Origin of the sequence: Bacillus sp. FSL K6-1145 (assembly GCF_038003425.1) — a bacterium.
Taxonomy (GTDB): domain Bacteria; phylum Bacillota; class Bacilli; order Bacillales; family Bacillaceae; genus Bacillus; species Bacillus pumilus.
Genome location: NZ_JBBOPC010000001.1, coordinates 264,803 through 287,576, shown reverse-complemented (window position 1 = coordinate 287,576; position 22,774 = coordinate 264,803). Strand labels below are relative to the sequence as shown.

The following is a 22,774-nucleotide window of genomic DNA, read 5'->3' as shown; positions in this document are numbered from 1 at the left end:
AGATTTTTACGTAAAAAACATTTAAAACCGATAATAAATCTACAAATTAATCCTTATTAACCGGTATATTAGACTTACGCATTTCCTTTTATTATTGGCTTTTGTGTAAATTCCTTTCAAAGATAGGGACTAAAACCTATTCCTCATCATGATTGAATTTCGATAGAATGAAAAGTGCAAATCGTCATAAGGAGATTTTCCCCTGTAACACCCGAATATACCATCCTATCTGTTTCTTTTTTCATAGTCAGATAGCGGGAATGAAATGACGAAAGAAAAGCAAAGGAGCATCAACTGTGAATCTTAAAAAAATAAGTGCACTCCTCATGATTTCGTTCGTGATGATCATCTCTGCAGCTTGCCAGAGCTCAGCAAAATCAAGCAACACTGATCAAAAATCAACAAAAACAGCAGAGGTAAAAGTCGATAGCTACGAATATACGTTACCAGAAGACTCAACAACTACGCTAAGAGACAACGAATTGGTGCTAAAAATCAACCTGACGATTACAAACAAAGGTGACAAAGCTCTATCATTATATAGCTCTGACTTCTCCCTTTATCAGGACGATGCCAAAGTATCTGATTTAAAATTTTACGGCAGTAAAGACCGTCTTGACCTTGGTTCATTGAACAAAGGAAAATCACAATCAGGTGCTCTTTATTTCCTAGTAGACAAAGGGAAAAAATATCAGTTCGTGTACCAAGACAGCATCAAGAAAAACAGTGATTCGATCGAAATCGACCTAGATGGAAACAAAATACTGGATACAGCGAAAAAGCTGGATAACCCTGCAAAAGCGCTATCCGCTTATACGGATATCATTGTATTTGACAAAAAGAACGATCAATTTGCAGATTTAACAGGTGACAACCAATCCGATGTCGTGAATAAATACCACGATATGTTCGTAAAAGACTTCAAAAGAACCGCCGGCATGTACGGCAATGAAGTAAGTGACCGTGATATTCTGTCGATGTACAAACGGATTCAAGACACCATGAAGGATAAAACCAAAGTAGAAACAAGTGTAAAAACCATCTCTAATGACGAGGCGAAGGTTGTCGCTCAAGTAACAGGTATTGATGCCTCTAACTTAAAAGACAAGCTAGACAAGCAAAGAGATGAGTTTTACAACGGCAAGATCCGCTCTAAAGAAGAATTGTATAAGAAAAGCTTAAACTTGTACGCATCTGAATTCGAGAAGCTCCCCCCAGTCTCCAGCCCGGCTGAATACGAAGTGAAAATGAAACGTAATGGGGATGGTCAGTGGAAAATTGACCTTAACGATTATAATACATCACAGTACATGAGCGGTTTTATTAAAACAAGATAATCTTGAACTAAAAAAAGACGCTGGCCCAATGAAGGTGCCGCGTCTTTTCTGATGCTATACCGTCGCCTCTTGTTCTTCTTTCACCGCTTTTTCAATATCTTTAAAACGGCTCGATACAGTAGACGCACTAATGCCATACTTTTTCGCTATTTGTGCTTGAGAAAGCGGGGCATCGCTTGCAAGTGAATGAATGTAATATTCGATTCCCGCAGCAAATGATGCTGCTTTACGGATCACAGGTGATTTCTGATCACAATAGGCTTTCCACACAGTTAAAGCGCCATCAGTCAAGCTTTGGTCCCCGTGTTCCTTCATTCCGTCTTCAATCAGCTTAGCTGTTTCCAGTTGAACGTCACTCGCCCAGTCCATGCGATCTGCTGTTAGACCTGTATCGCCTTCTGTTTGAGCAGATGTTTCTGATTCTTCTACTTCTTGCTTTGCAAACATGCACTTCAACACGTCAGGGAATGATTCTCTCATAAATGTGCTGCGCGTTCCTCCATTTGCCTCATATGCTTCAACAAGCTGACGTACTTGAAGAAGAAGCGTATCTGTAAACTCTTTCGCAAACATCGTATATTGAATGAAAAACTCTGCTTTTTCTTCAAATTGAACAGGGAATCCCAGCACGAGACTTCCCTTTTCAGGCAGCACTGTTTGATCCGGTTTTACATCTACTTCAACCTTTTCAGCTGTCACCATATTCTCAAAGTAAAGAGACTCGTCCGTTTTTTCATTTAATAAAAGCAAAGATGGCTCCATGTCTGTCCATGATTGAACCACTTGTTTTGTTTTCGGACGGGTAATATCCTCCGCTTTCTTTGTCAGGAATTCTTGGAAGATGGTTTCTTTCTGATCCGTTAATGGACGGAAGAAGATGCCCCATACACTCAAATGAAAGACTGAGATTTGTTGCGTTTCTTTATCCATATCTGCAAGAAAAGAAAACTCATTAATGAATTGATTGATGGCTTTCTGATGTTTAGAGAATGCGTAATTCATTAAATCCTTTTGAACTTGTACAGCTTCCTTAAACACAAGCTCAGACGTTTGTTCTCCGCCTGACTTTTGACCACAGCAATGTTTATATTTTTTTCCGCTTCCGCAAGGGCAGAGCGCATTTCGTTTAATTTTTCCCAAAATAAAACCTCCGACATTCTAGTCTAACCTCACTATTTTAACAAACGATTGCACAAGAGAGTTTTATTTTCAAGAAAAAAGAAAAATCAGAATGATCAGTTAAATAATAAAGATACTTGAAGATCACGACAGATCATAGGAATAGCGGTCTTTTTCTGTTTATTTTCTCCAATCATTCCAATAGATTTTCTTCAGCTCATTCCCTCAAATAACTGTTTTGCTTCAAAATAAAAGATTTGAACAAACTTCTTCGTATTGACTCTGCCAGTTGATCCTGCGGATGAAGAGGTCTTCTGCATTTCTTTCATTCTTTGGCTGACATCGGTAAAGTCAAAAAACTTCGACGCATAGTGCTCAAACTTAGGATTCGAGAAATCTGTTAATCCTAGTGAAGCAAAATGATTCAAGGAATGATGAATAGCGCGTCTAATCCGCTGCTCTGCCGCTTTCACTTCCCTCATCACTTCTACATCGGTCGCCCCATGATCCAGCTTCCTCTCCGCTGTTTTGATAAAGAGCTGCTTTAGCGGCGGGAAATTGACCTCATGAGAATTGGCTGACTGTGTTTCATATAAGTAGATCAGGATCTCTAGTAAATCCTTAGATCCGCTCTCTCCAACAATTCCTAGTTCGGATAAGAGAAATTCCCCCGCCTCTTTCATCGTCCTTTTCTTCAACCCAGCACCCGTTGTGCTATGAGAAGTCACTGGCTCTAACGGCAGCACATGGCGAAGGGAAGCTTGAATATCGTAAATCGATTTCTCGAGTTTGATCCGCTCTATGACTTTTCGAATCACACTGACGATCTCAATTCGATTGACAGGTTTATGAATATAATATTCGATCCCTAATTCATAGGCTTCTGCCATCATCTCTTTCGCCTCTACTTGGGAAATCATCATGATTTTACCTTTGAATTCAGGGTGAATATGACGAATCGTTTGAATGCCATCTCTAGCAGGCATTAAAAGGTCTATCAGAAGGATGTCTATTTTTTTTAGGTTCAATGAATGTGCTTCTAATCCCACTCCGTCATCGGCTTCATCCACGACCTCTCCCAAATCTTCATCTTCTATGATTTGACCTAAAATCGAGCGTATTGCACGATCATCATCTGCAATGAAAAATCGCATACACTCACCCTCTCTGTATTAAATTTTGTATAGGAAGGAGTAGCTGAAAAGCCGTTCCCCTTGTTTCTCTTTGTTCGATTTTAATTGTACCGCCAAGCTCTTTAACCAGCTCTTTCACATAGGATAAGCCAATCCCAGTTGATGGTGTTCCATATGCATCAAATTTAGAAGTATAGCCTGGATCAAATACTATTTCTCTCATTTTTTCAGGAATCCCCGGGCCATCATCTTCAATCCGAATCTCTATTTTATCATGACTTCCTTTCAATACGAGTGAGATCATTCCGTCATCCTTTATGGCTTCAACCGCATTTGCCATTAAATTATTAATGAGCGATAAGAAAATGAACACATGATAATCATGCAAATGAATGCCTCTTATATCAGATGTAAAGGAGATGTTTTTCCCTAGAGAGAGCGCATACTTTTCTTGAATGCGAAGGACAATTTGAACGAGCTCTTCCGCCTTCATATAGTCTTGCATATTTTCCTTAGAAATCAGCTTCGAAAGCCCAGCATAAATACGTTGATTGTCCTTTTTCACCTCATGGATTTCTCCTGCGAGCTTCAACAGCTCCTGACTCACTTTCTTCCCTGCTTCGTGTTCATGCAAGAGACGGTAAAGCCTGTATGATTCTTGCGTAATATGCTCTGTATGTTTTAACGTTTTCTTTAAATGAACCGTTTCTTCATATAAATTTGAAATGACCATCATCATATGCTCATTTTGTTTCATGATCTGCTTCTCTCTTGATTGTGCCTCATACAGCTTCATCATATTAAAAAAGCTGATTACGACAAAGCTGTGAGCAAACGCAATGAGAAACATATCACTCAGCTTTGATAGCGTCATCGTCGTATCAAACACTAAAAATTGTACAAACAGCTCAACAAAATCAGCCACTAATTCAATCATGAGACCAATGATCCCAATAAAAATAGAACGCTGTTTAAAACGTCCCGTACGGACGGCAAAGAACAAGAAAGCATATGTAAAATAAAAAAAGAAACTTGGGAATTGCTGATAAAATGATGTAGCGAGATCAGCATGATGCTGCATCAGATCTAAACCTACTCGAAAAAGCACAATGGCTGCGCCTGTTAAAAACCCGGGCAAGAACGGTCTAGATTTCCTTAAGAGTAATAAACAAAAGAAAAACGCAGGTGCCCCAAAGCTGATCCGGAACGTTTCATTCACAGGATAAAACTTCAGTTCTCCTGCAAGCGGCACAATAACCACCATAAAAATTAATATGAATGCGTCTTTTTTAACAAGCTGGTTTAAACTCAAATGACTGACATCCCTTCCCCTTTTTGCATAGCCACAGTATACAAGGAGACTCTTTTCTTCACAACGTACAAAAAAATAATTTTCACGGCTCCTTCTTTCCTCAAAATCCTTTTTTATGACTATTCACCGAGGCGCCATGGTGACCTTTCAGCTATTCAGCATTTTGGTGATTGTCTACAATAATGGGAATTGTTTAGACAATGATCGACAAACCGATTTTTATTTGTAAGTTTTTCTGTAGATTTTCGTCAGATTGTGTAGTTTCCAAGATAAATTGAATGAACAATTTTAGTGAAACTATATGTAAGCGTTTTCTGAATTTTCACTAAAAACCCTTTTTGTTTTTTCGCCGCCAAAGCCTTCATTTCAACATATATTTAGGTGTAAAGGAGTGGTACAAGCAGCGCATGACAAGTTCTTTGAAGATGTGTAACATGTTTTCGTGCCTATTTGGTCGCATTTTTTGTCATCCGCCAATTCAATAGGGTACTTTTTGATTTTTGATTGGAGGAATCGTATGAAAACAGCAATTTCTAATAATACACAACACGCATGCCAGTCTTCTGTTGATCAATGGGCAGAAGAAATACGTCCGTATTACAAAAATGGACAGAATGCTGGCTACATTCCAGCACTCGGAAAAGTGAATTCCTCTCAACTTGGTATCAGCGTGATAGGCCCAGATGGATCATCTGTACGATATGGTGATTGGGACGTTCCCTTTACCCTGCAAAGTATCTCAAAAGTCATCAGCTTTATAGCTGCCTGTTTAGGAAGAGGCGTACCATACGTCTTGGATCGGGTAGATGTAGAGCCAACTGGTGATGCATTTAATTCCATCTACCGTCTTGAGATGCATAAACCAGGGAAGCCCTTTAATCCAATGATTAATGCTGGAGCTATTACCGTATCCTCCATCCTTCCCGGAAAGACTTCTACAGAAAAGCTAGCATATATTTTCGATTTAATCGAAAACTTAATAGGTAAGCGTCCCTCTGTTAATGAAGAGGTTTATCAATCAGAATGGGCAACTGCGCACCGCAACCGTGCTCTTGCTTATTACTTAAAAGAAACCAATTACTTAGAATCAGACGTCGAGGACACATTAGAAGTGTACTTAAAGCAATGTTCCATCGAGGTTACAACAGAGGACATCGCCTTGATTGGGCTGATTATATCAAGTGATGGCTATCATCCCTTTAAACAGGTCCAAGTCATTCCAAAGGATATCGCAAGACTAACAAAGGCATTGATGCTGACATGCGGCATGTATAATGCGTCTGGTAATTTTGCTGCTTTCGTAGGCGTTCCAGCCAAAAGTGGTGTGTCTGGAGGAATTATGGCTTGCGTTCCGCCAAGCGCAAGAAGAGAATTCCCATTTCAGACAGGCTGCGGAATCGGTATTTATGGTCCCGCCATTGACGATTGCGGAAATAGTATTACCGGTGTCATGATGCTGAAAAAGCTCGCAAAAGAGTGGGATCTCAGTATTTTTTAAAATGAACAGTCATGAATTCGAAGAGGTGATGTTATGAACGAAAAAGCTTTGCTATCTTATTTAACACATACAAATGATTTTATTTGGACTTATATTGTCATTGCTCTGTTACTTGGAGTTGGTGTCTACTTCACATATAGAACACGCTTCCTGCAAGTGAGAATGATTAAAGAAATGGTGCGTGTCCTGAAAGAAGGAAGAAAAGAAAAAGAAGGGATATCACCGTTCCAAGCATTTGCCATCAGTATGGCGGCACGTGTAGGAACAGGGAATATCACAGGGATTGCCATCGCCATTGCAATTGGTGGACCTGGCGCAATCTTCTGGATGTGGATCGTAGCCATTATCGGTTCTGCCTCAAGCTTTGTTGAAAGTACATTAGCCCAAGTGTATAAAGTGAAAGATAAAACAGGATTCCGCGGTGGACCTGCTTATTACATGGAAAAAGGGTTAAACAAGCGCTGGATGGGAATTTTATTTGCGATTCTGATTACAATTTCTTTTGGAATCGTCTTTAATGCGGTGCAATCAAATACAATTACTGTCGCTTTTGAAAACTCCTTTGGATTAGACCGTTTAACAGTCGGTATTGTGATGGCTGTTATTTTTGCAGCAATTATTTTCAAGGGAATCCAAGCCATTGCAAAAGCTTCTGAATACATTGTCGTTGTGCTGGCTCTAGCTTATATCGGAATTGCATTCTTTGTTATTGTGACAAATATCACTGAACTTCCTGGTGTCATCAGTACGATTGTGAAACACGCCTTCGGGTTTGAACAGTTTGCTGGTGGAACATTAGGCGGCGCATTATTACAAGGGATTAAACGCGGTCTCTTCTCCAACGAGGCTGGTATGGGTAGTGCACCTAACGCAGCAGCAACAGCTGTGACAAGTCACCCTGTAAAACAAGGATTAATTCAGGCGTTTGGCGTGTTAACAGATACATTAATTATTTGTACAAGCACAGCCTTCCTTGTCCTGTTCTCTGATGCATACAAAACAACGAACCTGCAAGGAATTGAATTAACACAGGCTTCACTCAGTCAGCACATTGGACCATGGGCCTCTGGATTCCTTGCTATCATGATTTTCCTATTCGCCTTTAGTACATTAATCGGTAACTATTACTACGGCGAAACGAACATTGAATTCCTTGGAGCCAACAAAGTTTGGCTTAACATTTATCGAATTGCCGTTATTGGAATGGTTCTTTTCGGTGCAGTTGCTACTGTTCCTCTCGTGTGGGGTCTAGCCGATCTCTTCATGGGACTCATGGTCATCGTCAACCTCATCGCCATCACCATGCTGTCAAAGGTCGCCTTTGCAGCATTGAAGGATTATACGAGACAGAAAAAAGAAGGCAAGGATCCTGTCTTCTATAAAAATGTCGTTCCAAACAATGAGAAAATTGAATGCTGGGACGACGAACCTGCTTCGTTGAAAAAGAATCGAATCGGTTAAATCAAAAAAGCTCTGGTCCTCTTGGGACTGACCCCATAAGATGAGACAAATAAAAAACACCTTCAAGTTTGAAAACGGATCGTTGTGATCCGAAATAAAACATGGAGGTGTTTTTTCTATGGGGACAAGAGTGAGTTTCCCCCTCTGATCAGAGCTTTTTTCTTTAGTTCAAAAATTCGAGTATGAGTTTGTTCACCACTTCTGGTTTTTCATGATTGATCCAATGAGAAGCATCATCGACAAAAATTAGTTGTCCATTTGGGCAAATCTTCATCGTTTCCTTCGCCAGCTTTCTGCTTAAAAACTTGTCCTCCATCCCCCAGATCATGCGAACAGGTACTAAAATGCGCTTTGATATCGGCTTTTCAAAGCCGCCCTTTTTGATGGCGCGGTACCAATTCAGCATTGAGGTCATGGCACCTGGCTGCGTCCAAGCCAGCTTATAGCTTGATACATCTTCCTTCGTGAACAAATGGGGTCTTGCAGTCAGCCCAATGGCTTCATCCAGCTTTTGAAAGTGATTTTCCTGAAGAGCTGCCTCTGGCACATTCGGAAGCTGAAAGAATGCGATATAGGAGCTCTTCTTCCACTGCGGGGGATAAAATGGAAGAACCTTCATCATCACCCGCGGATGCGGCATGTTGACAATGATTAGTTTCTCTACATATTGAGAACGTGTGGATGCCAAATGCCAAGCAACTGCTCCGCCCCAATCATGACCACCCACAATCGCCTTTTGATTCGGACTAAGCGTCTTAATCAGCCCTACGATATCATCTCTCAGTTGATCTAATACATAGGATTCGATTCCTTCTGGCTTATCACTTAGATGGTAGCCCCTTTGATCAGGAACGACGACACGATAACCTGCCTCGGCTAGGGGCATAATTTGATTCTTCCAGCCGTACCAGAACTCAGGAAATCCATGTAGCAGTATAAGCAGCGGGCCATCCTCAGGTCCAGCCATTGCTGTGTGAAGTGTTACACCATTTGTTTGGATTGATTGAAATTCAATTTGCTCCATCCCTTTGCCACCTTTCTCCTTGTTCTTTATTCTTCCAACATAGCATATTTCCCATTTTTCAGAAAATAAAAGCACTCCCAAAAAAACCTTCACGAAGGTGAAGGTCCAGATTGTTGACAAAGGGCTAAAATGATCTTGATTTTAGCCTTTTGTCTTCTTTTCAGCGTGATAGAAAACCTTTGCAGCCCTAGAAAGGACGAGTACTGGCGCGGAGCGAATTTGTCTTTCGTGAGCACCAGCACGCAGGACTGACACCGAATGCGAGGGTTTGTCTACACGCTGAACCTTCACGAAGGTGAAGGTCTTGGTTTATTTCATATAATTCAGCACCCAGATCAACCCATTTTTGCGGTCCTGTACTTGCCCGTGAAGGGCGCCAAAGAACGTATCCTGTAATTCGACCAGTACATCTCCATCAGCTTCTAGCGCTTCATATACAGCCTTTAGTTCTTCTTCATTGTCAAACTGCATAATCAATCTGAGATTCTCGGGCTTTGGTGTGCGGTCAAACGTATCTGAAAAGTGAAGCAGCGATTCTCCAAGGTGCAGTTCTGCATGCAGCACACGGTCTTGATGTTCATTTAAAATATGAATATCACCGCCAAAAATCCCTTGATAATATTGAAGAGATTCCTTCACATCGTCTACCACAATATAAGGACTAACACTAATCATACCCCTCATCCTCCTCTTGTTCCGTCCATCTTCTCTTTTATAGCTTATCCCAAATCGTATGAAAAAAGGCACAAATCGTCAACGGATTTGCACCTTTTTCTCATGAAGATTTCGCTAATTCACTATGTTTGTTTGAATACGCTGCGTACATGACAACACCGATTAACAGCCAAACACCAAAGTAAAGCCACGTCCGGCCTGGTAAGTTGAACATAAGGAACAAGCAGCAGCCCATTGAAATAATCGGCAAGACCGGCACAAATGGAACCCGGAATCCCCTCTCAAGCTGCTGATGTGTCTTTCTCAAAATGAGGACAGATAAACTCACCATTGCAAACGTCAATAAAGCACCGATATTCGCTAAATTGGACAAGTCCTTTAAATCAATAAACCCTGAAATAACAGCTGTCATGCCGCCAATCATCCATATGCTTGCAACAGGCGTATCGCTTTTGTTTGTTTTCGAAAACACTTTCGGCAAAAGACCATCTCGTCCCATCGCATAGGCAATTCGAGTTGCTGCATAATTATTGGCGAAAATCACAGCCATCAATCCAATGACCGCACCGACAGAAATAATACCGGCTACACTATTTTGATGTACACTTTGCAAGACATAGGACATCGCCTCTGTGACATTCAGTTTTGTATAGTGCACCATACCTGTCATAATCAAACAAACGACAATGTAAATGATCGTGCAAATGAGTAATGAGCCAATAATGCCAATTGGCAGGTTCCGCTGCGGATTTTTCACCTCTTCTGCAGAAGCAGAAATCGCATCAAATCCTAAGAAGGCAAAAAACACAGCAGCAGCACCAGCAATGACGCCTTCTGCACCAAACGGCATGAACGGCTGCCAATTGGATGGCTGTACATAAAACCCGCCTACTACAATGAAAAGAACAATAATACCGAGTTTCACAAACACCATGATATTATTGAATTTTTTACTTTCCTTCGTTCCTCTAGATAAGATCCACGCAATCAGTAAGGCAATGATAATGGCTGGCAGATTCATATATCCGCCTTGTTCAGGTCCCGCTAAAAATTGATGGGGAATCGAAATTCCAAACCCGTCAAGCAAGCTGTTGAAATAGCTCGACCAGCCACTGGCGACAGCTGAAGCAGTCAGCATATAAACGGACAATAACGTCCATCCCATTAGATGCCCGACAAGCTCACCCATCGTTGTATATGAATAAATGTACGCACTGCCGAATACAGGCAGTGCTGAAGCCATTTCTGCATAGCAAAGTGCTGCCAAACTGCACACAATCGCTGCGATGGCAAAGGAAAAAATGACAGCCGGCCCTGCATCCTTAGCCGCTGTAATTCCGGTTAACACCATGACCCCCGTGCCAATCACTGCCCCTATACCAAGGAGCGTGAGATCGAGCCCGCCCAGCGTTTTCTTTACCTTTTGCTGCCTGCTCTGTTCTAACAAATCGTGAATGTGTTTCTTACGTAGAATATGTCGCAAACCCTTTCCCTCCAAAACGTTAGAAAAACAAAAAATCATTCAAATTTCATTATAGCAGAATAGGTACTACGCATTCACAACCAATTCACGTAAATCTTTCTTCATGATTTTACCAAGCTTGTTTTTTGGCAGCTCCTGTGTGAAATGAATGGAGGGCACTTTGTAATCTGCCAAACGTTCCTGGCAATAGTTCACCACATCTTCTTCGCAAAAATCGACAGAATCGTCTTTTACTATATACGCACTTGGCACTTCACCATATAATTCGTCTGGTACCCCAATGACAGCTGATTCAATCACACCTGGAATTTGATCAATGACCTCTTCTACTTGGTCAGGGTAGATATTATCCCCACCGTACAGAATCACATCTTTGTATCTCCCTGTGATGAAAAGAAAACCGTCTTCATCTAGATAGCCTGCATCTCCCATATGGAACCAGCCATCTTTCAGCACCTTCTCTGTAGCGTCAGGCTGATGATAGTAGCCTAGAAAATAGAATGGGCTTCTCATAACGACTTCGCCAATTTCTCCAGCTGGCAATGTCTCCTCTGTCTCAGGGTGCATGATTTTCACTTCTACATCCGGATCCACTTTACCTGCAGAGCCCATTTTATCCTCGCCCATCGCTGGATGCCACGCACTCACAACCCATGCTTCGGTACTTCCATAGCCATGCATCATCTGAATGCCTACTTCTTTGTAATCTTTAATTAAGCGTACCGGCACCTTCGTACCGCCAGAAATCGCAATTTCAAAAGATGAGAGATCGTACGAACCGCGTTTCATTTCTTCTAGCATGTACGTGTAAGCTGATGGGAAAGCCATCATGAACGTAATTCTTTCTTTCTCAATCGTTTCTAAAATGCGCTTCGGTGTTGCATCATGTAAGAAGACAAGCGTATATCCTTCAATCGCAGCTGCGATCAGGTGATTAATCGAACTCATATGATACAGAGGGTGACTCGCCAAGTACCGTTTTCCTTTCAGATCGAATCCTCGATTCCCATGTCTTGTTAAAAATTGATAGATTCGTCCATGTCCGACCATACAGCCCTTTGGATTTCCCGTTGTCCCAGAGGTGAATAAAATCATCGCTAGATCCTCTTCTGATACCTCTTCAGCAAGGTTACTTCCATCATTTGAAGCCAACATGTCTTCAAACAGCTGTGTTGTATTCGCATTGGCACCGGATTCCACCATCAGACAATCTTCTAAAGACACATTCACTGCCGCAATGATGTCACGGAATTCACGGTCAAAAAATAAAGCCTTTGGCTCTGCTTTTTTCAAAATACCTTCCAGCTCAAAAGAAGTAAGCTGCCAGCTAAGCGGAACTGCGACTGCACCTGCTTTAATGGCTGCCAGCATAATCGTTGAAAAGTGATGATGGTTTTGACAAATAAAGCAAACACGGTCCCCTTTTCGAATCCCCTTTTGATGTAAGTAATGAGCGAGCTGGTCAATACGCTTTGCATATTCTTCAAATGTATAAGACACACCCCCGCCAGTTACCGCTTCAATTTGTGAAGAGCGTTCCATTCTGTCGTTAAGTAATGCCTGTAATGTATTCAATATCTTCATCTCCAAACGTTTGATTTACAATAGCCAATTTCCAGTGAATGGGTTGGCAGATTTTATCTCATTCACATTCTAAAATAAAACCAGCTGAAAGTAAAATCATTTCAATTTGGAATTGTTCTTTATATTAATTGATAATATAGGTAATTTTATAGCCGTCTTCCATTTTGGTTTAAATGATGATAACTATTATGATAAGATAGACCTAGTAATTGATCGGAAAATGCGAATGCAATAGGAAAAGAGGTATGGAGAATGCAACATTTCGAGCTAGAGGCAAGTTTATTAGACCATGCGCTGACAAAGTATTTAAAGGCGACGAAACAAATAGATGAAGAGAACATTCCGAAAAACGTCACGAATGTGAAAGGGTTTATTTTACGCATCATTTATCGTCATCAATCATGTACTGTGAAAAATATTCTGCAGGAAGTTTCATTATCTCCCTCTGCAACAACAACCGCTCTCAATCACTTAGAAGATGAAGGGATGATTATCCGCTCTCGAAATAATAATGACCGCCGCACTGTATGGATTGAACTCTCTGAATCAGGTGAACAAATTGCAAAACAAATGATTGACAACCGCCAGCTGCTTGTCAATCAGCTGTTCAACCACCTTTCAGAAGAAGATAAAAAAACATTTTTTGAATTAATCGAAAAAATGATGGACGAGCCATTAAAGGCTTAGGAAGATTCCTAAGCCTTTGTCCTCTTTTCAACCTTTGCAGTCTAGGAAGGACGAGTACCGGAGCGGAGCGAATTTAGATTCGTGAGCACCGGAACGCAGACCTGACACCGAATGCGAGGGTTTGTCTACACGCTGAGGCTTAGGAGAATTCCTAAGCCTTCTTTTTTATGGCTTTAAGATGACCTTTATACAATCATCCTTCTTATCATTAAATATGTGATATGCATGAGCGGCATCATCTAACGGCAATTGGTGTGTGATGATCGCTTTAGGATCAATTTCACCGGTTGTCACTTTTTGATAGAGCTTTGACATGTAGCCTCTCGCCGGGGCCTGCCCCATTTTCAGGGTGACGTTTCTTGCGAAAAAGGCACCTAATGGGAACATATTATATAGGCCGCCGTACACACCCGTCATCTGCACCGTTCCACATTTACGGACGGCTTTTGTGGCAATTTGAATCGGTCCGATCGTTCCACCTTGTAGCTTAAGTTTCTGCTCAATTTTTTCAAGCGGCGACTTCTTCCCGTCCATTCCCACACAATCGATCACAACATCGGCTCCACCTTTGGTCAGCTCCTTTAACGTTTCTCCCATGTCGGGATCTTCTGTAAAATCAAATACTTCTACGCCGCTCATCCGTTTTGCATGTCGCAGACGGTAATCAATGTAATCGACCGCAATCACACGGTCTGCCCCTTTTTGCCATGCAAATTGCTGTGCCATTAACCCAACAGGTCCACAGCCTAACACAATGACCGTATCACCTTTTTTCACACCGGCGTGCTCCACGCTCCAATAAGCAGTTGGAAGAACATCCGATAAGAACAGCAATTGTTCATCCTCCAGCTCACAATCATCTGGGATCTTAAACGGAGTGTAGTTCCCAAAAGGCACGCGTAAATATTCTGCCTGTCCTCCAGGGTAGTTCCCATATTTCTCACTATATCCAAAAAGTCCACCCGAATCGTAGTGCGGGTTTGAGTTGTCGCATTGGCTTTCTAAGTGATGATGACAATATTGGCATTGACCACATGCAACGGTAAATGGAATAACGACACGGTCTCCCTTTTTTACTGCCGTGACATCCGGGCCAACTTCCTCCACAATCCCCATTGGCTCATGCCCAATCACATAGCCGATTGGAAGCGGGAAATTCCCCTGATACAAATGTAAATCAGATCCACAAATTGCTGTTGATGTGATTCGGATGATCACATCTTCCCGATCTTGAATAGATGGCGCATCTACTTTCTTCACTGCAATGCTATTTTTCCCCTGATAAGTAACAGCTCTCACATGCATTTCCTCCTTTAGCGAAAATCATCTGTACATAGCTTCACCTTGAATGGATGGTTCATGCATCAGATCAGGATTATTAAAAAACAAAAAAGCCCGTCGATCGGTTCGACAGGCACTTATACAATCATGTGTAACGCGTTACCTATTTATCCTTTTTCAATAAAGACCAAATCATATTGAGAGGAAGTCTCTCGATCAATCATCAAGTTCCCTTCTTGAATAAAATAAGGACATATACTCGGGCTTTGTGATTCTTCAAACTGCTCATACAACTGCTCAATCTTTCCAGGAAGCAGCAATAGCAAAAATTTATTAGAATGGGACACGAGTTCAGAAGAGTGAATTGTATCCGGCGGTATATAGGCAAAGTCACCCGGCATCAGGCATATATCTTCTCCGTTCAATTGCAGATTCATTTTTCCCTCAACGCAATAGAGTGCTTCTGTATGTACTTGATGATAATGCGGAGGAAAATACTTTCCCTTCGCGCCTTCAATCACAAAATGACTGAACCCGCCTCCAGTTGTTTCTGTTGTTGCGATCAGCTCATGAAGCTGACCATCAATAATGTATTGCTTCCCTTCACCAGCCTCTAATACGTAGGGCTGCACCGCCTGAGGGAGCTGACTATGAAATAAAACGGAGGGCTTAGTTGTATTTGACAGCTGCCGGATACCATGCATCAATATGATATCGCTTTCTTTTTCAGCTTGTTCAAAGCTGTCTGCATCGAAAGCATGATCGGTCATCGGCCATTCGTTCCGCTGAAGCCTTTTCCCAATTTGCTGATAGACATCTGTCATTTGTCCGCCCAATGTATATGAAATAAATCTTGTTTTGTGACTATGCATTCTGTAGCCATGGATCGTTTTGGGTGGGATATGAATATAATCGAAGGCTGTGACCATATATTTTTTACCGTCCAAGATCACTTCAAGCTTTCCTTCCAGCACAAAAATGGTTTCAAATAAGTGCTCATGACAGTGAAGTGGAAAATAAGCTCCTTTCCCACCTGTGATTAAGACAAGCTCAAACAGCTCATTCGTTTGATTTACTTCTGCCAGCACATGAACAAGCTGATTTTCCAGCCCATACAGTTTCCCTGAACCAGACACGGTATAAAAAGAGGTACCTTCGGATTGCTTGATCGATTGCGGTTGCTCCGACATCCCATCACTCCTCATGACTAATTGACTATCTTTATTATATAGACCAATTGATATAATAGATAGACAATATGCGAGAGATTTTACTCTTCTCGCATAAATAAGTGTCTAAGGTAACATTTCACATGTTCTAACGGAGTCGTTTGTTTGAGTGCGGTGGTCATCGATAGACCCCCAATCACCATTGAATGAAGGAGAGAAGCCAGCTCATCCGCTTTGTTTTCTTCATATCCGCTGCTCATGAGCTTTTCTTTCACAAGCTTTTGCCAGCGGATCATTTCTTGCTTACATGCAGTATGAAGCTGCGTATGTTCTGGCTTGGATTCTGCCGCCAGCAAGACAATCGGAATGCCTCTTTCATTTTCTTGCTCCGTAAATCCCCGGATGATGTTTGTCATAAAGCGGTCGATGGCGATATAAGGATCATCCGAATAGGCAAAGCTTTCTTCAATTCGATTGATGACCTTTTGACTAATATATTCAACGGCTGCTATGGCTAGCTCTTCTTTTCCGTTTGGAAAATAATAATAAAGAGATCCTTTAGGCGTGCCGCTCTCTCTAATGATTTGATTCAATCCTGTCGCATGATACCCCTGTTTGCGTAAAAGAAGTGCGGCCGTTTGAATAATTCTATCCTTCGTACTCACGTGTGACACTCCTTTCCCTCCATAGACAAATGTCGTTTCAACGTATGAGTTGATTTGTTCCTTTCCAAATCGAGGATGTCTCCATCTCTGCTGCAAGCCGAAGCAGCCAATCCTCTTTCCCCTTAGGTGCTGTGACCTGTACCCCTAAAGGCATGCCCGCCTTAGTGAGATGAACAGGAACGCTCATAGAAGGCTGACCCGTTAAGTTGGCAAGCTGTGTAAATGGTGTGTAGGTCAGACTCTTTAAGAACATGTCATAAATGAGATCCTGCTGCGCTTGCATTGAGAGAGATGACACACGTAAAAGTTCTGTGATTTCTTCTTTCGAATGCATCAACTCACCAACCTTAGGAGCTGAATAGGCAGTCGCTGGTGTCACAAAGAGATCATAGGTTTGATGAAATGACGCCATTTGTGCAGCCGCCATATCCCATGCATCAAGACTTTCTGTGTAAGCAGCAGCGGTTACATTCTTGCCAGCCTCTGCCAACACCCATGCCACGATGTCTGTTTCCTCCGGATTGACTGGACGTCCTAATGAACGATTCAAGGACGTGAATAGTGCAGACATTTCTCCGCTGTTCATGACGTAGTATTGCTGCATCAGATGAATTCCATCGATTGCAGGCCCTGCTTCTTCTACTTGGTGCCCTTGATCACTCAGCCATTTCACTGTTTGCTGCACCGCCTGCTTCGCTTCCTCACTGACCTTCGTACCAACTGGAGATTCTACACTGTAAGCAATTCGCATAGAAGATGTACGTTTCTCTAGATCTTCTTGATAGCTGCCGTCGTATAATGGCGTTTGGAAAGCCGCTTCAGGCTGAATGACTTGAAGTAGATCAAGAAGGGCTGCACTGTCCCGCACTGTTTTTGTAAGTGTAAAGTCAATGGATGCCCCTTGCCACTGCCTTCCTACGCCTGGCCCTACCGGTGTTCTTCCTCTTGTTGGTTTGAGACCGAACAAACCTGTAAAGGATGCTGGAATCCGAATGGACCCTCCACCATCACTTGCTCCACCAGCAGGTACGATGCCGCTCGCAACAGCTGCTGCCGTCCCGCCGCTTGAACCGCCAGGAGAATAGTCAGGATGCCAAGGGTTCCTCGTTGGACCATGTAAAGCAGGTTCTGTTACATTTCTTAATCCGAATTCTGGTGTGTTTGTATGTCCCATCATGAGAAATCCAGCCTGCTTCAATCGCTGGACAAAGTGGGAGTCCGTTTTTGCCTTTACATCCTTTAATAATGCAGCTCCTGCTGTCAGCGGTTCATTTTCCAGCCCTTGCGATATATTTTTCAGTACAAATGGAACGCCCGCAAACGGCTGATTCGTATGTAATGTCTTGATTTCTTTTAATACTTGATCTTGTCTTGTCTGAATCAACGCATTTAGTTCAGGATTGACCTCATTCAGTCTAGCAAATGCAGCTTGTACAAGCTCGTCTGGCGTTACCTGATTATTCCGTACAAGTGCCGCCAAGCCAATCGCATCATACGTCATATACTCTTTTACGTTCATCAGCATATCCTACTTTCTCTTATTATGTTCTCTCTATTGTCTACTAGATTTGTATGAATTTCAATTTCAGGTTACTTGTAAAAAAAACTTTCTGACAAACAATATGATTCTTCTAACCATCCTTCTCATTTCTCCGATATAATAGAGAAAAAAAGACGGAGGTCATCGTATGCAAGGGGCTATCGCCTTGAAAAAGAAAATATTCGTAGTCATCGCGTTTCTTCTTGCGTTGACAACTGCCTTGCCTTACCATTCGCAGGCAGCTGCACCGCCAAAAGAAACAGATGTCATCATCGTCTATAAAAACCAAAAAGGAAAGCAAACAGCGATTGAAGAAAGTGAAAAAGTGAACGCACAGTACATACATCTTCCCGCTGTCGCTGTGACAGCAGATGAACAAGCGGTCACGTCACTCAAAAAAGACCCTAACATCGCGTATGTCTCAAAAAACATAAAGGTCAAACTCGCTTCTTCTACGATGAAAAAAACCGCTGCCTCTACGAATCAGGATGCATTGGTTCAAAAATCTTACAACCTGCAAAAGCTGAATGTAAAGCAAGCGATAAAAGAAGGCGTCACGGGGAAAAATGTGAAGGTAGCCGTTTTGGATACTGGTATTTCTCCCCATGAGGATTTAAAGATATCCGGCGGTAAATCATTCGTGAACTACACTTCCTCCTATAAAGATGATGAAGGACACGGCACACATGTCGCAGGAACGATTGGTGCCCTCAATAACGATTACGGCACAGTCGGCGTCGCTTCTGGCGCGAAGCTGTATGCTGTGAAAGTGTTAGATAAAAAGGGAGAAGGCGACTTGTACAGTCTGCTTCGAGGAATCGATTGGGCCATTAGCAACAAGATGGATATTATGAATTTAAGTCTAGGTTTTGAAGACAATATCCCTATTTTGCGTTCAGCAGTGGATGAAGCATACAAAAGAGGACTGCTTGTGGTCGCTGCAAGCGGGAATGATGGGAAGAAGAATCATATCAGCTATCCTGCCGCCTACAATAGCGTCATTGCCGTTTCTGCAACGACGGACAAAGACAAACTCGCTTCTATCTCAAATACAGGGAAAGGTATTGAATTTTCTGCCCCTGGTCAGAACGTCATCAGCACTTATTTAAAAAATGAATATTGGTATGCAACAGGTACATCACAAGCCGCACCGCATGTCACAGGCATGCTGGCACTGTTGAAGCAGCTTCATCCGAAGAAAACAAATGTTCAGCTTCGCACCTTATTGCGCAGCTATACAGTGGATCTTGGCGCAAAAGGAAAGGATCCACAATTCGGCTATGGCCGCGTGCAATATATAGCACAATCAAGCTTTTTGAAGGCTGCGACTAGCGCTGTCAAAACAGCCGAAACTTCTAAAAAGCAGGCAGATGTCAATCAAGCCAAAACGAGAATTGGCCGACTCACTGCAAGTAAGCAAAAAACAGCACTCACTGAACGGGTGAAAAAGGTACAAGGAACCATTGATATCCGCTTGGCACGTGCAAAGGTTCAAACAGCCGAAAAAAGCAAAACACAAGGCGCCATTAAAAGCGCACAAGCGGCCATCAAAAAGTTAAACAAAGGCAAAGAAAAAACAAGCCTGCAAAATCGGCTCGACAAAGTCAAAAAACAGGTCGCCTATCAAAAGAAAGTGACAGACGCCAAACAAAAGGTCAAAAAAGCGGAAACCAAACGAACGAAGAAAACAAAAGCAGCGGCGCAATCCGCTGTCAAACAGCTAAAAGCTTCTAAAACGAAAACCAGTTTACAAAAACGATTAAACCGTATCAAGGTGTAACAGAAAAAACGATTCCTCGCTGAAAGGAATCGTTTTTTTCTATTTTAACAGCGGTGCAAACAAGCTGTGATGATATTTTCCATCAACATCTGCCCTCACTTGATCAAGTATGTTTTCTAACGAAGCCATCACACTCTCTAATGCTCGGTGCACTGAACCTTGTTCAAAATCCGCTAAACTCTCTGGCAACTCATCTTCATCCAATACAAAAAAATCACCATTCGGAAGAACGAGAAGATCAACAATGAGGTCTTCAAACATGACCAGCTGGCCGTTGAACGATGTATTCCCCACAATATTAAAATAAGAACCTAGTTCCTTCCCTTGATCATCTCTCCAGAAATACATATTGTAAGGACGATCCTTCCAATAATAAGCGGTCGTATAGCTCCCTTTTGGAATCGTCAGAGCACCATCACCTGCCCTCATCGTAAACGTGTCTTCAATCTTGTGAAACAGCACAGCCTGCTGTCCCTGTGCGTCTAACAGCTGACAAGTATGTTCCACAATCTTCTGATCGTATTTGATTTTTCTCTCGATTACTTCATCCCACCGATCCGCATGTAGCGAAAACACCATGTCACAACTCCCTCTTGCATCTAGATTCTCTCTTTCCAGTATACACCGATTTTTTTTGAAAAAATAAAGGGTTGCTACATTCACATATGGAAGACCTATTGATGAGGTGAAATAAATGAACGGAATCACGATTCTTGAAAACCTTACACAGCTTGGACAAATCATCCTCATTTTTTGCGGCTATGCCCTTTATTGGCGGCTGGTGAAAACGAAGAGAGAACGAAAGCTTTCTCCTTATGAGCACATGTTAAAATTCTTTGTTATGTTCGGTTTAATCTCGTGGGGAATATCATATTGGGCGCTTGTACTGTGGGCGTAAATAAAAAAAGAAGAGCTGTCCATCGAGGACGTGCTCTTCCTTTTATTATGCGTGATGTGATGAACCAGCTGGTTGTTCTTTCTGGATGACATATTGATAGCTTTTAACATGCGTCCCATTTTGATTCACAAATTCTTTATCTAGTGCACGCTCAAAGCCCATTCTTTCATAAAGACGAATGGCAGCCTGCATTTTATCAGAGGTATGAAGGTACAGAACATTTTCGCCCCATGATTGCGTGAGCTCAATACTTTTACGTAACAATGACTCTGCAATTCCTTTTCCTCTGACATCGGGATCTACTCCTAAAAACCGGACGATGGCTGATGTAATGCCCATTTCGGGTTTGTCATACGCTTGCTCTGATGATCGGAACATTTGAAGCGTCCCTACGACCTGACCTTCAAGCTCCGCCACAAGCATCAGCTCCATGTTTGGATTATCTACAGCTGCTGCAAGCGCAGCAGAATAATTTTGCCAGCCTTCCTCTGTAAATTGAGGCTCATACTGTGAATAGGATTTGATTAGTACGTGTCTAATGGCCTCATGATCTTCTTTGACTGCTTGACGAATGATCAGCTCTTGCTGCTCCATGTCAGCACCTCCTGTTGTTTAATTGCCAGATATACGTATCATGCAAATACTGCATGTCGATGACCTTGTTCTTTTCTCTACTCATTCAATGTAAAGAGTCTCCTTCGAAAGATCAATTATTTTGCACGGAATCCTCTTTGAAAATTTCCATTGAAAAGGGACGCTCGATTCATTATGCTGTTTTGAGGAAGTATACGAGGAGTGTAATGTCATATGAGTTCTTTATCTTATCCCCAAGAATCGAAAAAAAACCGATTTCTCCTTGCTGCATTGCTTGGTTCTTTAACCGCCCTTGCACCGCTTGCAATGGATATGTATTTACCTGCATTGCCTCATATTGCACGAGATTTTGAAGCAAGCACTGCTTTGTCCCAATTAAGTCTGATGGCTTGTCTGATTGGACTCGCGCTTGGACAACTGATTGCAGGTCCTATTAGTGATACGATCGGCAGAAGAAAACCGCTGATGATCGGCTTAATCATTTTTATCGCCGCCTCTCTTTTATGCACGGTGGTCTCGTCAATTTGGATGTTCATCCTCTTAAGATTGATTCAAGGACTCGCTGGTTCAGCAGGCATTGTCATTGCACGAGCCATTGTGCGAGATCATTATGAAGGCTCAGAAATGACGAAATTCTTTGCATTGCTCATGTTGGTCAACGGGGTTGCTCCGGCAGCGGCACCTATTGTGGGCGGACAGATGTTACGCTTCACCACATGGCAGGGTGTATTTGTTCTATTAGGCATCCTCGGGGCCTTGATGCTGCTGAGATCTATTTTTTCACTTCAAGAAAGTTTACCTGCGGAGCGCAGACAGACAGGAGGCTTTCAACAGATTGTAAGTGCCATGAAAATTTTAGCGAGTGATCGTCTCTTTGTTGGGTATGCCCTCTCGCAAGGTCTTGTATTCGCAGCGATGTTTGCTTATATTTCTGGCTCACCGTTTGTGCTTCAGGAGCTTTTTCACCTTTCTCCACAAGGATTCAGTGCTGCCTTTGCAGTGAATAGTCTTGGGATCATCACAGCTGGACAAGTATTTGCCCGCGTCGCTGCTAAAATCGGCGAAGAGAAGGTTCTTCGCATTGGATTGCTGACAGCTGCCTTAGGCGGCATCACCTTATTTTTGATGATCTCCATTGATGCTGGATTATACGGCATTCTCATTCCGCTCTTTTTTGTGGTCTCAAGCGTTGGAATTGTCGGCACCTCTGCCCCGTCTCTTGCGATGCAGCATCACGGCGCACATGCAGGAAGTGCGGCTGCCCTGATCGGTGTGGCACAAATGCTGCTAGGCGCCTGCATGACACCTCTTGTCGGACTAGCCGGAAGCCAAACAGCCTTTCCAATGGGCCTGATCATTATGCTTTGTGAACTAGGTGCACTTTGCTGTTATTTCTTCTTTGTAGCCAGAGCAAAAAAACCCGCATAAGCGGGTTTTTCAGATTGTTGACAAAGGGCTAAAATGATCTTTATTTTAGCCCTTTGTCTTCTTTTCAGCGTGATAGAAAACCTTTGAAGTCTAGGAAGGACGAGTA

General features: G+C 42.4%; 20 protein-coding genes. 7 read left to right on the top strand and 13 right to left on the bottom strand.

What is annotated here, in order from left to right; all coding sequences use genetic code 11:
- The first annotated feature begins 296 nt into the window (after positions 1–296).
- Positions 297–1,337, top strand: a complete 1,041-nt coding sequence (locus MHH41_RS01580; protein WP_339161105.1) for a DUF4352 domain-containing protein — start codon at positions 297–299, stop codon at positions 1,335–1,337.
- A gap of 54 nt (positions 1,338–1,391) precedes the next feature.
- Here MHH41_RS01580 and MHH41_RS01575 read toward each other — a convergent pair whose 3' ends face one another.
- The 3 genes from MHH41_RS01575 to MHH41_RS01565 all read right to left on the bottom strand — a co-directional run bounded on the left by MHH41_RS01575 (position 1,392) and on the right by MHH41_RS01565 (position 4,901).
- On the bottom strand, positions 1,392–2,477 hold the full coding sequence (locus MHH41_RS01575; RefSeq protein ID WP_340865451.1) for an SEC-C metal-binding domain-containing protein: 1,086 nt from the start codon (positions 2,475–2,477) through the stop codon (positions 1,392–1,394).
- A 191-nt stretch (positions 2,478–2,668) separates the two neighbouring features.
- Positions 2,669–3,610: a response regulator gene (locus tag MHH41_RS01570; protein WP_310025879.1), complete on the bottom strand. Its 942-nt coding sequence runs from the start codon at positions 3,608–3,610 to the stop codon at positions 2,669–2,671.
- Between the two features lie 4 nt (positions 3,611–3,614).
- Positions 3,615–4,901: an ATP-binding protein gene (locus tag MHH41_RS01565; protein WP_277553275.1), complete on the bottom strand. Its 1,287-nt coding sequence runs from the start codon at positions 4,899–4,901 to the stop codon at positions 3,615–3,617.
- Positions 4,902–5,418: 517 nt separating this feature from the next.
- Here MHH41_RS01565 and MHH41_RS01560 point away from each other — a divergent pair.
- On the top strand, positions 5,419–6,399 hold the full coding sequence (locus tag MHH41_RS01560; RefSeq protein WP_008342152.1) for a glutaminase: 981 nt from the start codon (positions 5,419–5,421) through the stop codon (positions 6,397–6,399).
- Positions 6,400–6,432: 33 nt separating this feature from the next.
- Positions 6,433–7,860, top strand: coding sequence for an alanine/glycine:cation symporter family protein (locus tag MHH41_RS01555; protein ID WP_003216901.1), 1,428 nt, complete (start codon positions 6,433–6,435; stop codon positions 7,858–7,860).
- Positions 7,861–8,023: 163 nt separating this feature from the next.
- On the opposite strand, the gene MHH41_RS01550 is transcribed toward MHH41_RS01555, so the two are convergent.
- From MHH41_RS01550 to MHH41_RS01535, 4 genes are all read right to left on the bottom strand, one after another.
- The gene (locus MHH41_RS01550) at positions 8,024–8,884 is read right to left on the bottom strand and encodes an alpha/beta fold hydrolase (RefSeq protein ID WP_106029660.1); all 861 of its coding nucleotides are present in this window, start codon (positions 8,882–8,884) and stop codon (positions 8,024–8,026) included.
- 309 nt (positions 8,885–9,193) lie between these two features.
- Complete coding sequence (locus MHH41_RS01545; RefSeq protein ID WP_003217104.1) at positions 9,194–9,559, bottom strand: VOC family protein; 366 nt, start codon at positions 9,557–9,559, stop codon at positions 9,194–9,196.
- Positions 9,560–9,659: 100 nt separating this feature from the next.
- Entirely contained in the window at positions 9,660–11,042 is a 1,383-nt protein-coding gene (locus tag MHH41_RS01540) for an amino acid permease (protein ID WP_339206556.1), read from the bottom strand.
- A 66-nt stretch (positions 11,043–11,108) separates the two neighbouring features.
- Positions 11,109–12,617: a class I adenylate-forming enzyme family protein gene (locus MHH41_RS01535; RefSeq protein WP_106032908.1), complete on the bottom strand. Its 1,509-nt coding sequence runs from the start codon at positions 12,615–12,617 to the stop codon at positions 11,109–11,111.
- A gap of 261 nt (positions 12,618–12,878) precedes the next feature.
- Here MHH41_RS01535 and MHH41_RS01530 point away from each other — a divergent pair, with 261 nt between their 5' ends.
- Positions 12,879–13,313, top strand: a complete 435-nt coding sequence (locus MHH41_RS01530; protein WP_050943332.1) for a MarR family winged helix-turn-helix transcriptional regulator — start codon at positions 12,879–12,881, stop codon at positions 13,311–13,313.
- A gap of 165 nt (positions 13,314–13,478) precedes the next feature.
- Here MHH41_RS01530 and MHH41_RS01525 read toward each other — a convergent pair whose 3' ends face one another.
- From MHH41_RS01525 to MHH41_RS01510, 4 genes are all read right to left on the bottom strand, one after another.
- Complete coding sequence (locus MHH41_RS01525; protein WP_050943334.1) at positions 13,479–14,612, bottom strand: zinc-dependent alcohol dehydrogenase; 1,134 nt, start codon at positions 14,610–14,612, stop codon at positions 13,479–13,481.
- 149 nt (positions 14,613–14,761) lie between these two features.
- Entirely contained in the window at positions 14,762–15,784 is a 1,023-nt protein-coding gene (locus MHH41_RS01520; protein ID WP_137055198.1) for a quercetin 2,3-dioxygenase, read from the bottom strand.
- Between the two features lie 80 nt (positions 15,785–15,864).
- Positions 15,865–16,428: a TetR/AcrR family transcriptional regulator gene (locus MHH41_RS01515; protein ID WP_268459753.1), complete on the bottom strand. Its 564-nt coding sequence runs from the start codon at positions 16,426–16,428 to the stop codon at positions 15,865–15,867.
- Positions 16,429–16,465: 37 nt separating this feature from the next.
- Positions 16,466–17,947: an amidase gene (locus MHH41_RS01510; protein WP_340865446.1), complete on the bottom strand. Its 1,482-nt coding sequence runs from the start codon at positions 17,945–17,947 to the stop codon at positions 16,466–16,468.
- 169 nt (positions 17,948–18,116) lie between these two features.
- Here MHH41_RS01510 and MHH41_RS01505 point away from each other — a divergent pair, with 169 nt between their 5' ends.
- A complete protein-coding gene (locus MHH41_RS01505) occupies positions 18,117–19,748 on the top strand; it encodes a S8 family serine peptidase (RefSeq protein WP_445661601.1) in 1,632 nt (543 codons plus the stop codon).
- 39 nt (positions 19,749–19,787) lie between these two features.
- Here the strand turns inward: MHH41_RS01505 and MHH41_RS01500 are convergent, their stop codons facing one another.
- On the bottom strand, positions 19,788–20,327 hold the full coding sequence (locus MHH41_RS01500) for a DUF402 domain-containing protein (protein WP_340865445.1): 540 nt from the start codon (positions 20,325–20,327) through the stop codon (positions 19,788–19,790).
- A gap of 115 nt (positions 20,328–20,442) precedes the next feature.
- On the opposite strand from MHH41_RS01500, the gene MHH41_RS01495 reads away from it, so the two are divergent.
- Positions 20,443–20,646, top strand: coding sequence for a hypothetical protein (locus MHH41_RS01495; RefSeq protein ID WP_106035979.1), 204 nt, complete (start codon positions 20,443–20,445; stop codon positions 20,644–20,646).
- 45 nt (positions 20,647–20,691) lie between these two features.
- Here the strand turns inward: MHH41_RS01495 and MHH41_RS01490 are convergent, their stop codons facing one another.
- Positions 20,692–21,240, bottom strand: a complete 549-nt coding sequence (locus MHH41_RS01490; RefSeq protein WP_050943341.1) for a GNAT family N-acetyltransferase — start codon at positions 21,238–21,240, stop codon at positions 20,692–20,694.
- A 213-nt stretch (positions 21,241–21,453) separates the two neighbouring features.
- On the opposite strand from MHH41_RS01490, the gene MHH41_RS01485 reads away from it, so the two are divergent.
- Positions 21,454–22,668, top strand: a complete 1,215-nt coding sequence (locus tag MHH41_RS01485; RefSeq protein ID WP_253621894.1) for a multidrug effflux MFS transporter — start codon at positions 21,454–21,456, stop codon at positions 22,666–22,668.
- Positions 22,669–22,774 lie beyond the last annotated feature (106 nt).

Excerpts from the sequence above, each read along its gene's own strand:
- MHH41_RS01520 (WP_137055198.1), bottom strand. The coding sequence starts at position 15,784 with ATGTCGGAGCAACCGCAATCGATCAAGCAATCCGAAGGTACCTCTTTT.
- MHH41_RS01490 (WP_050943341.1), bottom strand. The coding sequence starts at position 21,240 with ATGGAGCAGCAAGAGCTGATCATTCGTCAAGCAGTCAAAGAAGATCAT.
- MHH41_RS01530 (WP_050943332.1), top strand. The coding sequence starts at position 12,879 with ATGCAACATTTCGAGCTAGAGGCAAGTTTATTAGACCATGCGCTGACA.
- MHH41_RS01545 (WP_003217104.1), bottom strand. The coding sequence starts at position 9,559 with ATGATTAGTGTTAGTCCTTATATTGTGGTAGACGATGTGAAGGAATCT.
- MHH41_RS01560 (WP_008342152.1), top strand. The coding sequence starts at position 5,419 with ATGAAAACAGCAATTTCTAATAATACACAACACGCATGCCAGTCTTCT.
- MHH41_RS01485 (WP_253621894.1), top strand. The coding sequence starts at position 21,454 with ATGAGTTCTTTATCTTATCCCCAAGAATCGAAAAAAAACCGATTTCTC.
- MHH41_RS01555 (WP_003216901.1), top strand. The coding sequence starts at position 6,433 with ATGAACGAAAAAGCTTTGCTATCTTATTTAACACATACAAATGATTTT.
- MHH41_RS01550 (WP_106029660.1), bottom strand. The coding sequence starts at position 8,884 with ATGGAGCAAATTGAATTTCAATCAATCCAAACAAATGGTGTAACACTT.
- MHH41_RS01570 (WP_310025879.1), bottom strand. The coding sequence starts at position 3,610 with ATGCGATTTTTCATTGCAGATGATGATCGTGCAATACGCTCGATTTTA.
- MHH41_RS01500 (WP_340865445.1), bottom strand. The coding sequence starts at position 20,327 with ATGGTGTTTTCGCTACATGCGGATCGGTGGGATGAAGTAATCGAGAGA.
- MHH41_RS01495 (WP_106035979.1), top strand. The coding sequence starts at position 20,443 with ATGAACGGAATCACGATTCTTGAAAACCTTACACAGCTTGGACAAATC.
- MHH41_RS01505 (WP_445661601.1), top strand. The coding sequence starts at position 18,117 with ATGCAAGGGGCTATCGCCTTGAAAAAGAAAATATTCGTAGTCATCGCG.
- MHH41_RS01510 (WP_340865446.1), bottom strand. The coding sequence starts at position 17,947 with ATGAACGTAAAAGAGTATATGACGTATGATGCGATTGGCTTGGCGGCA.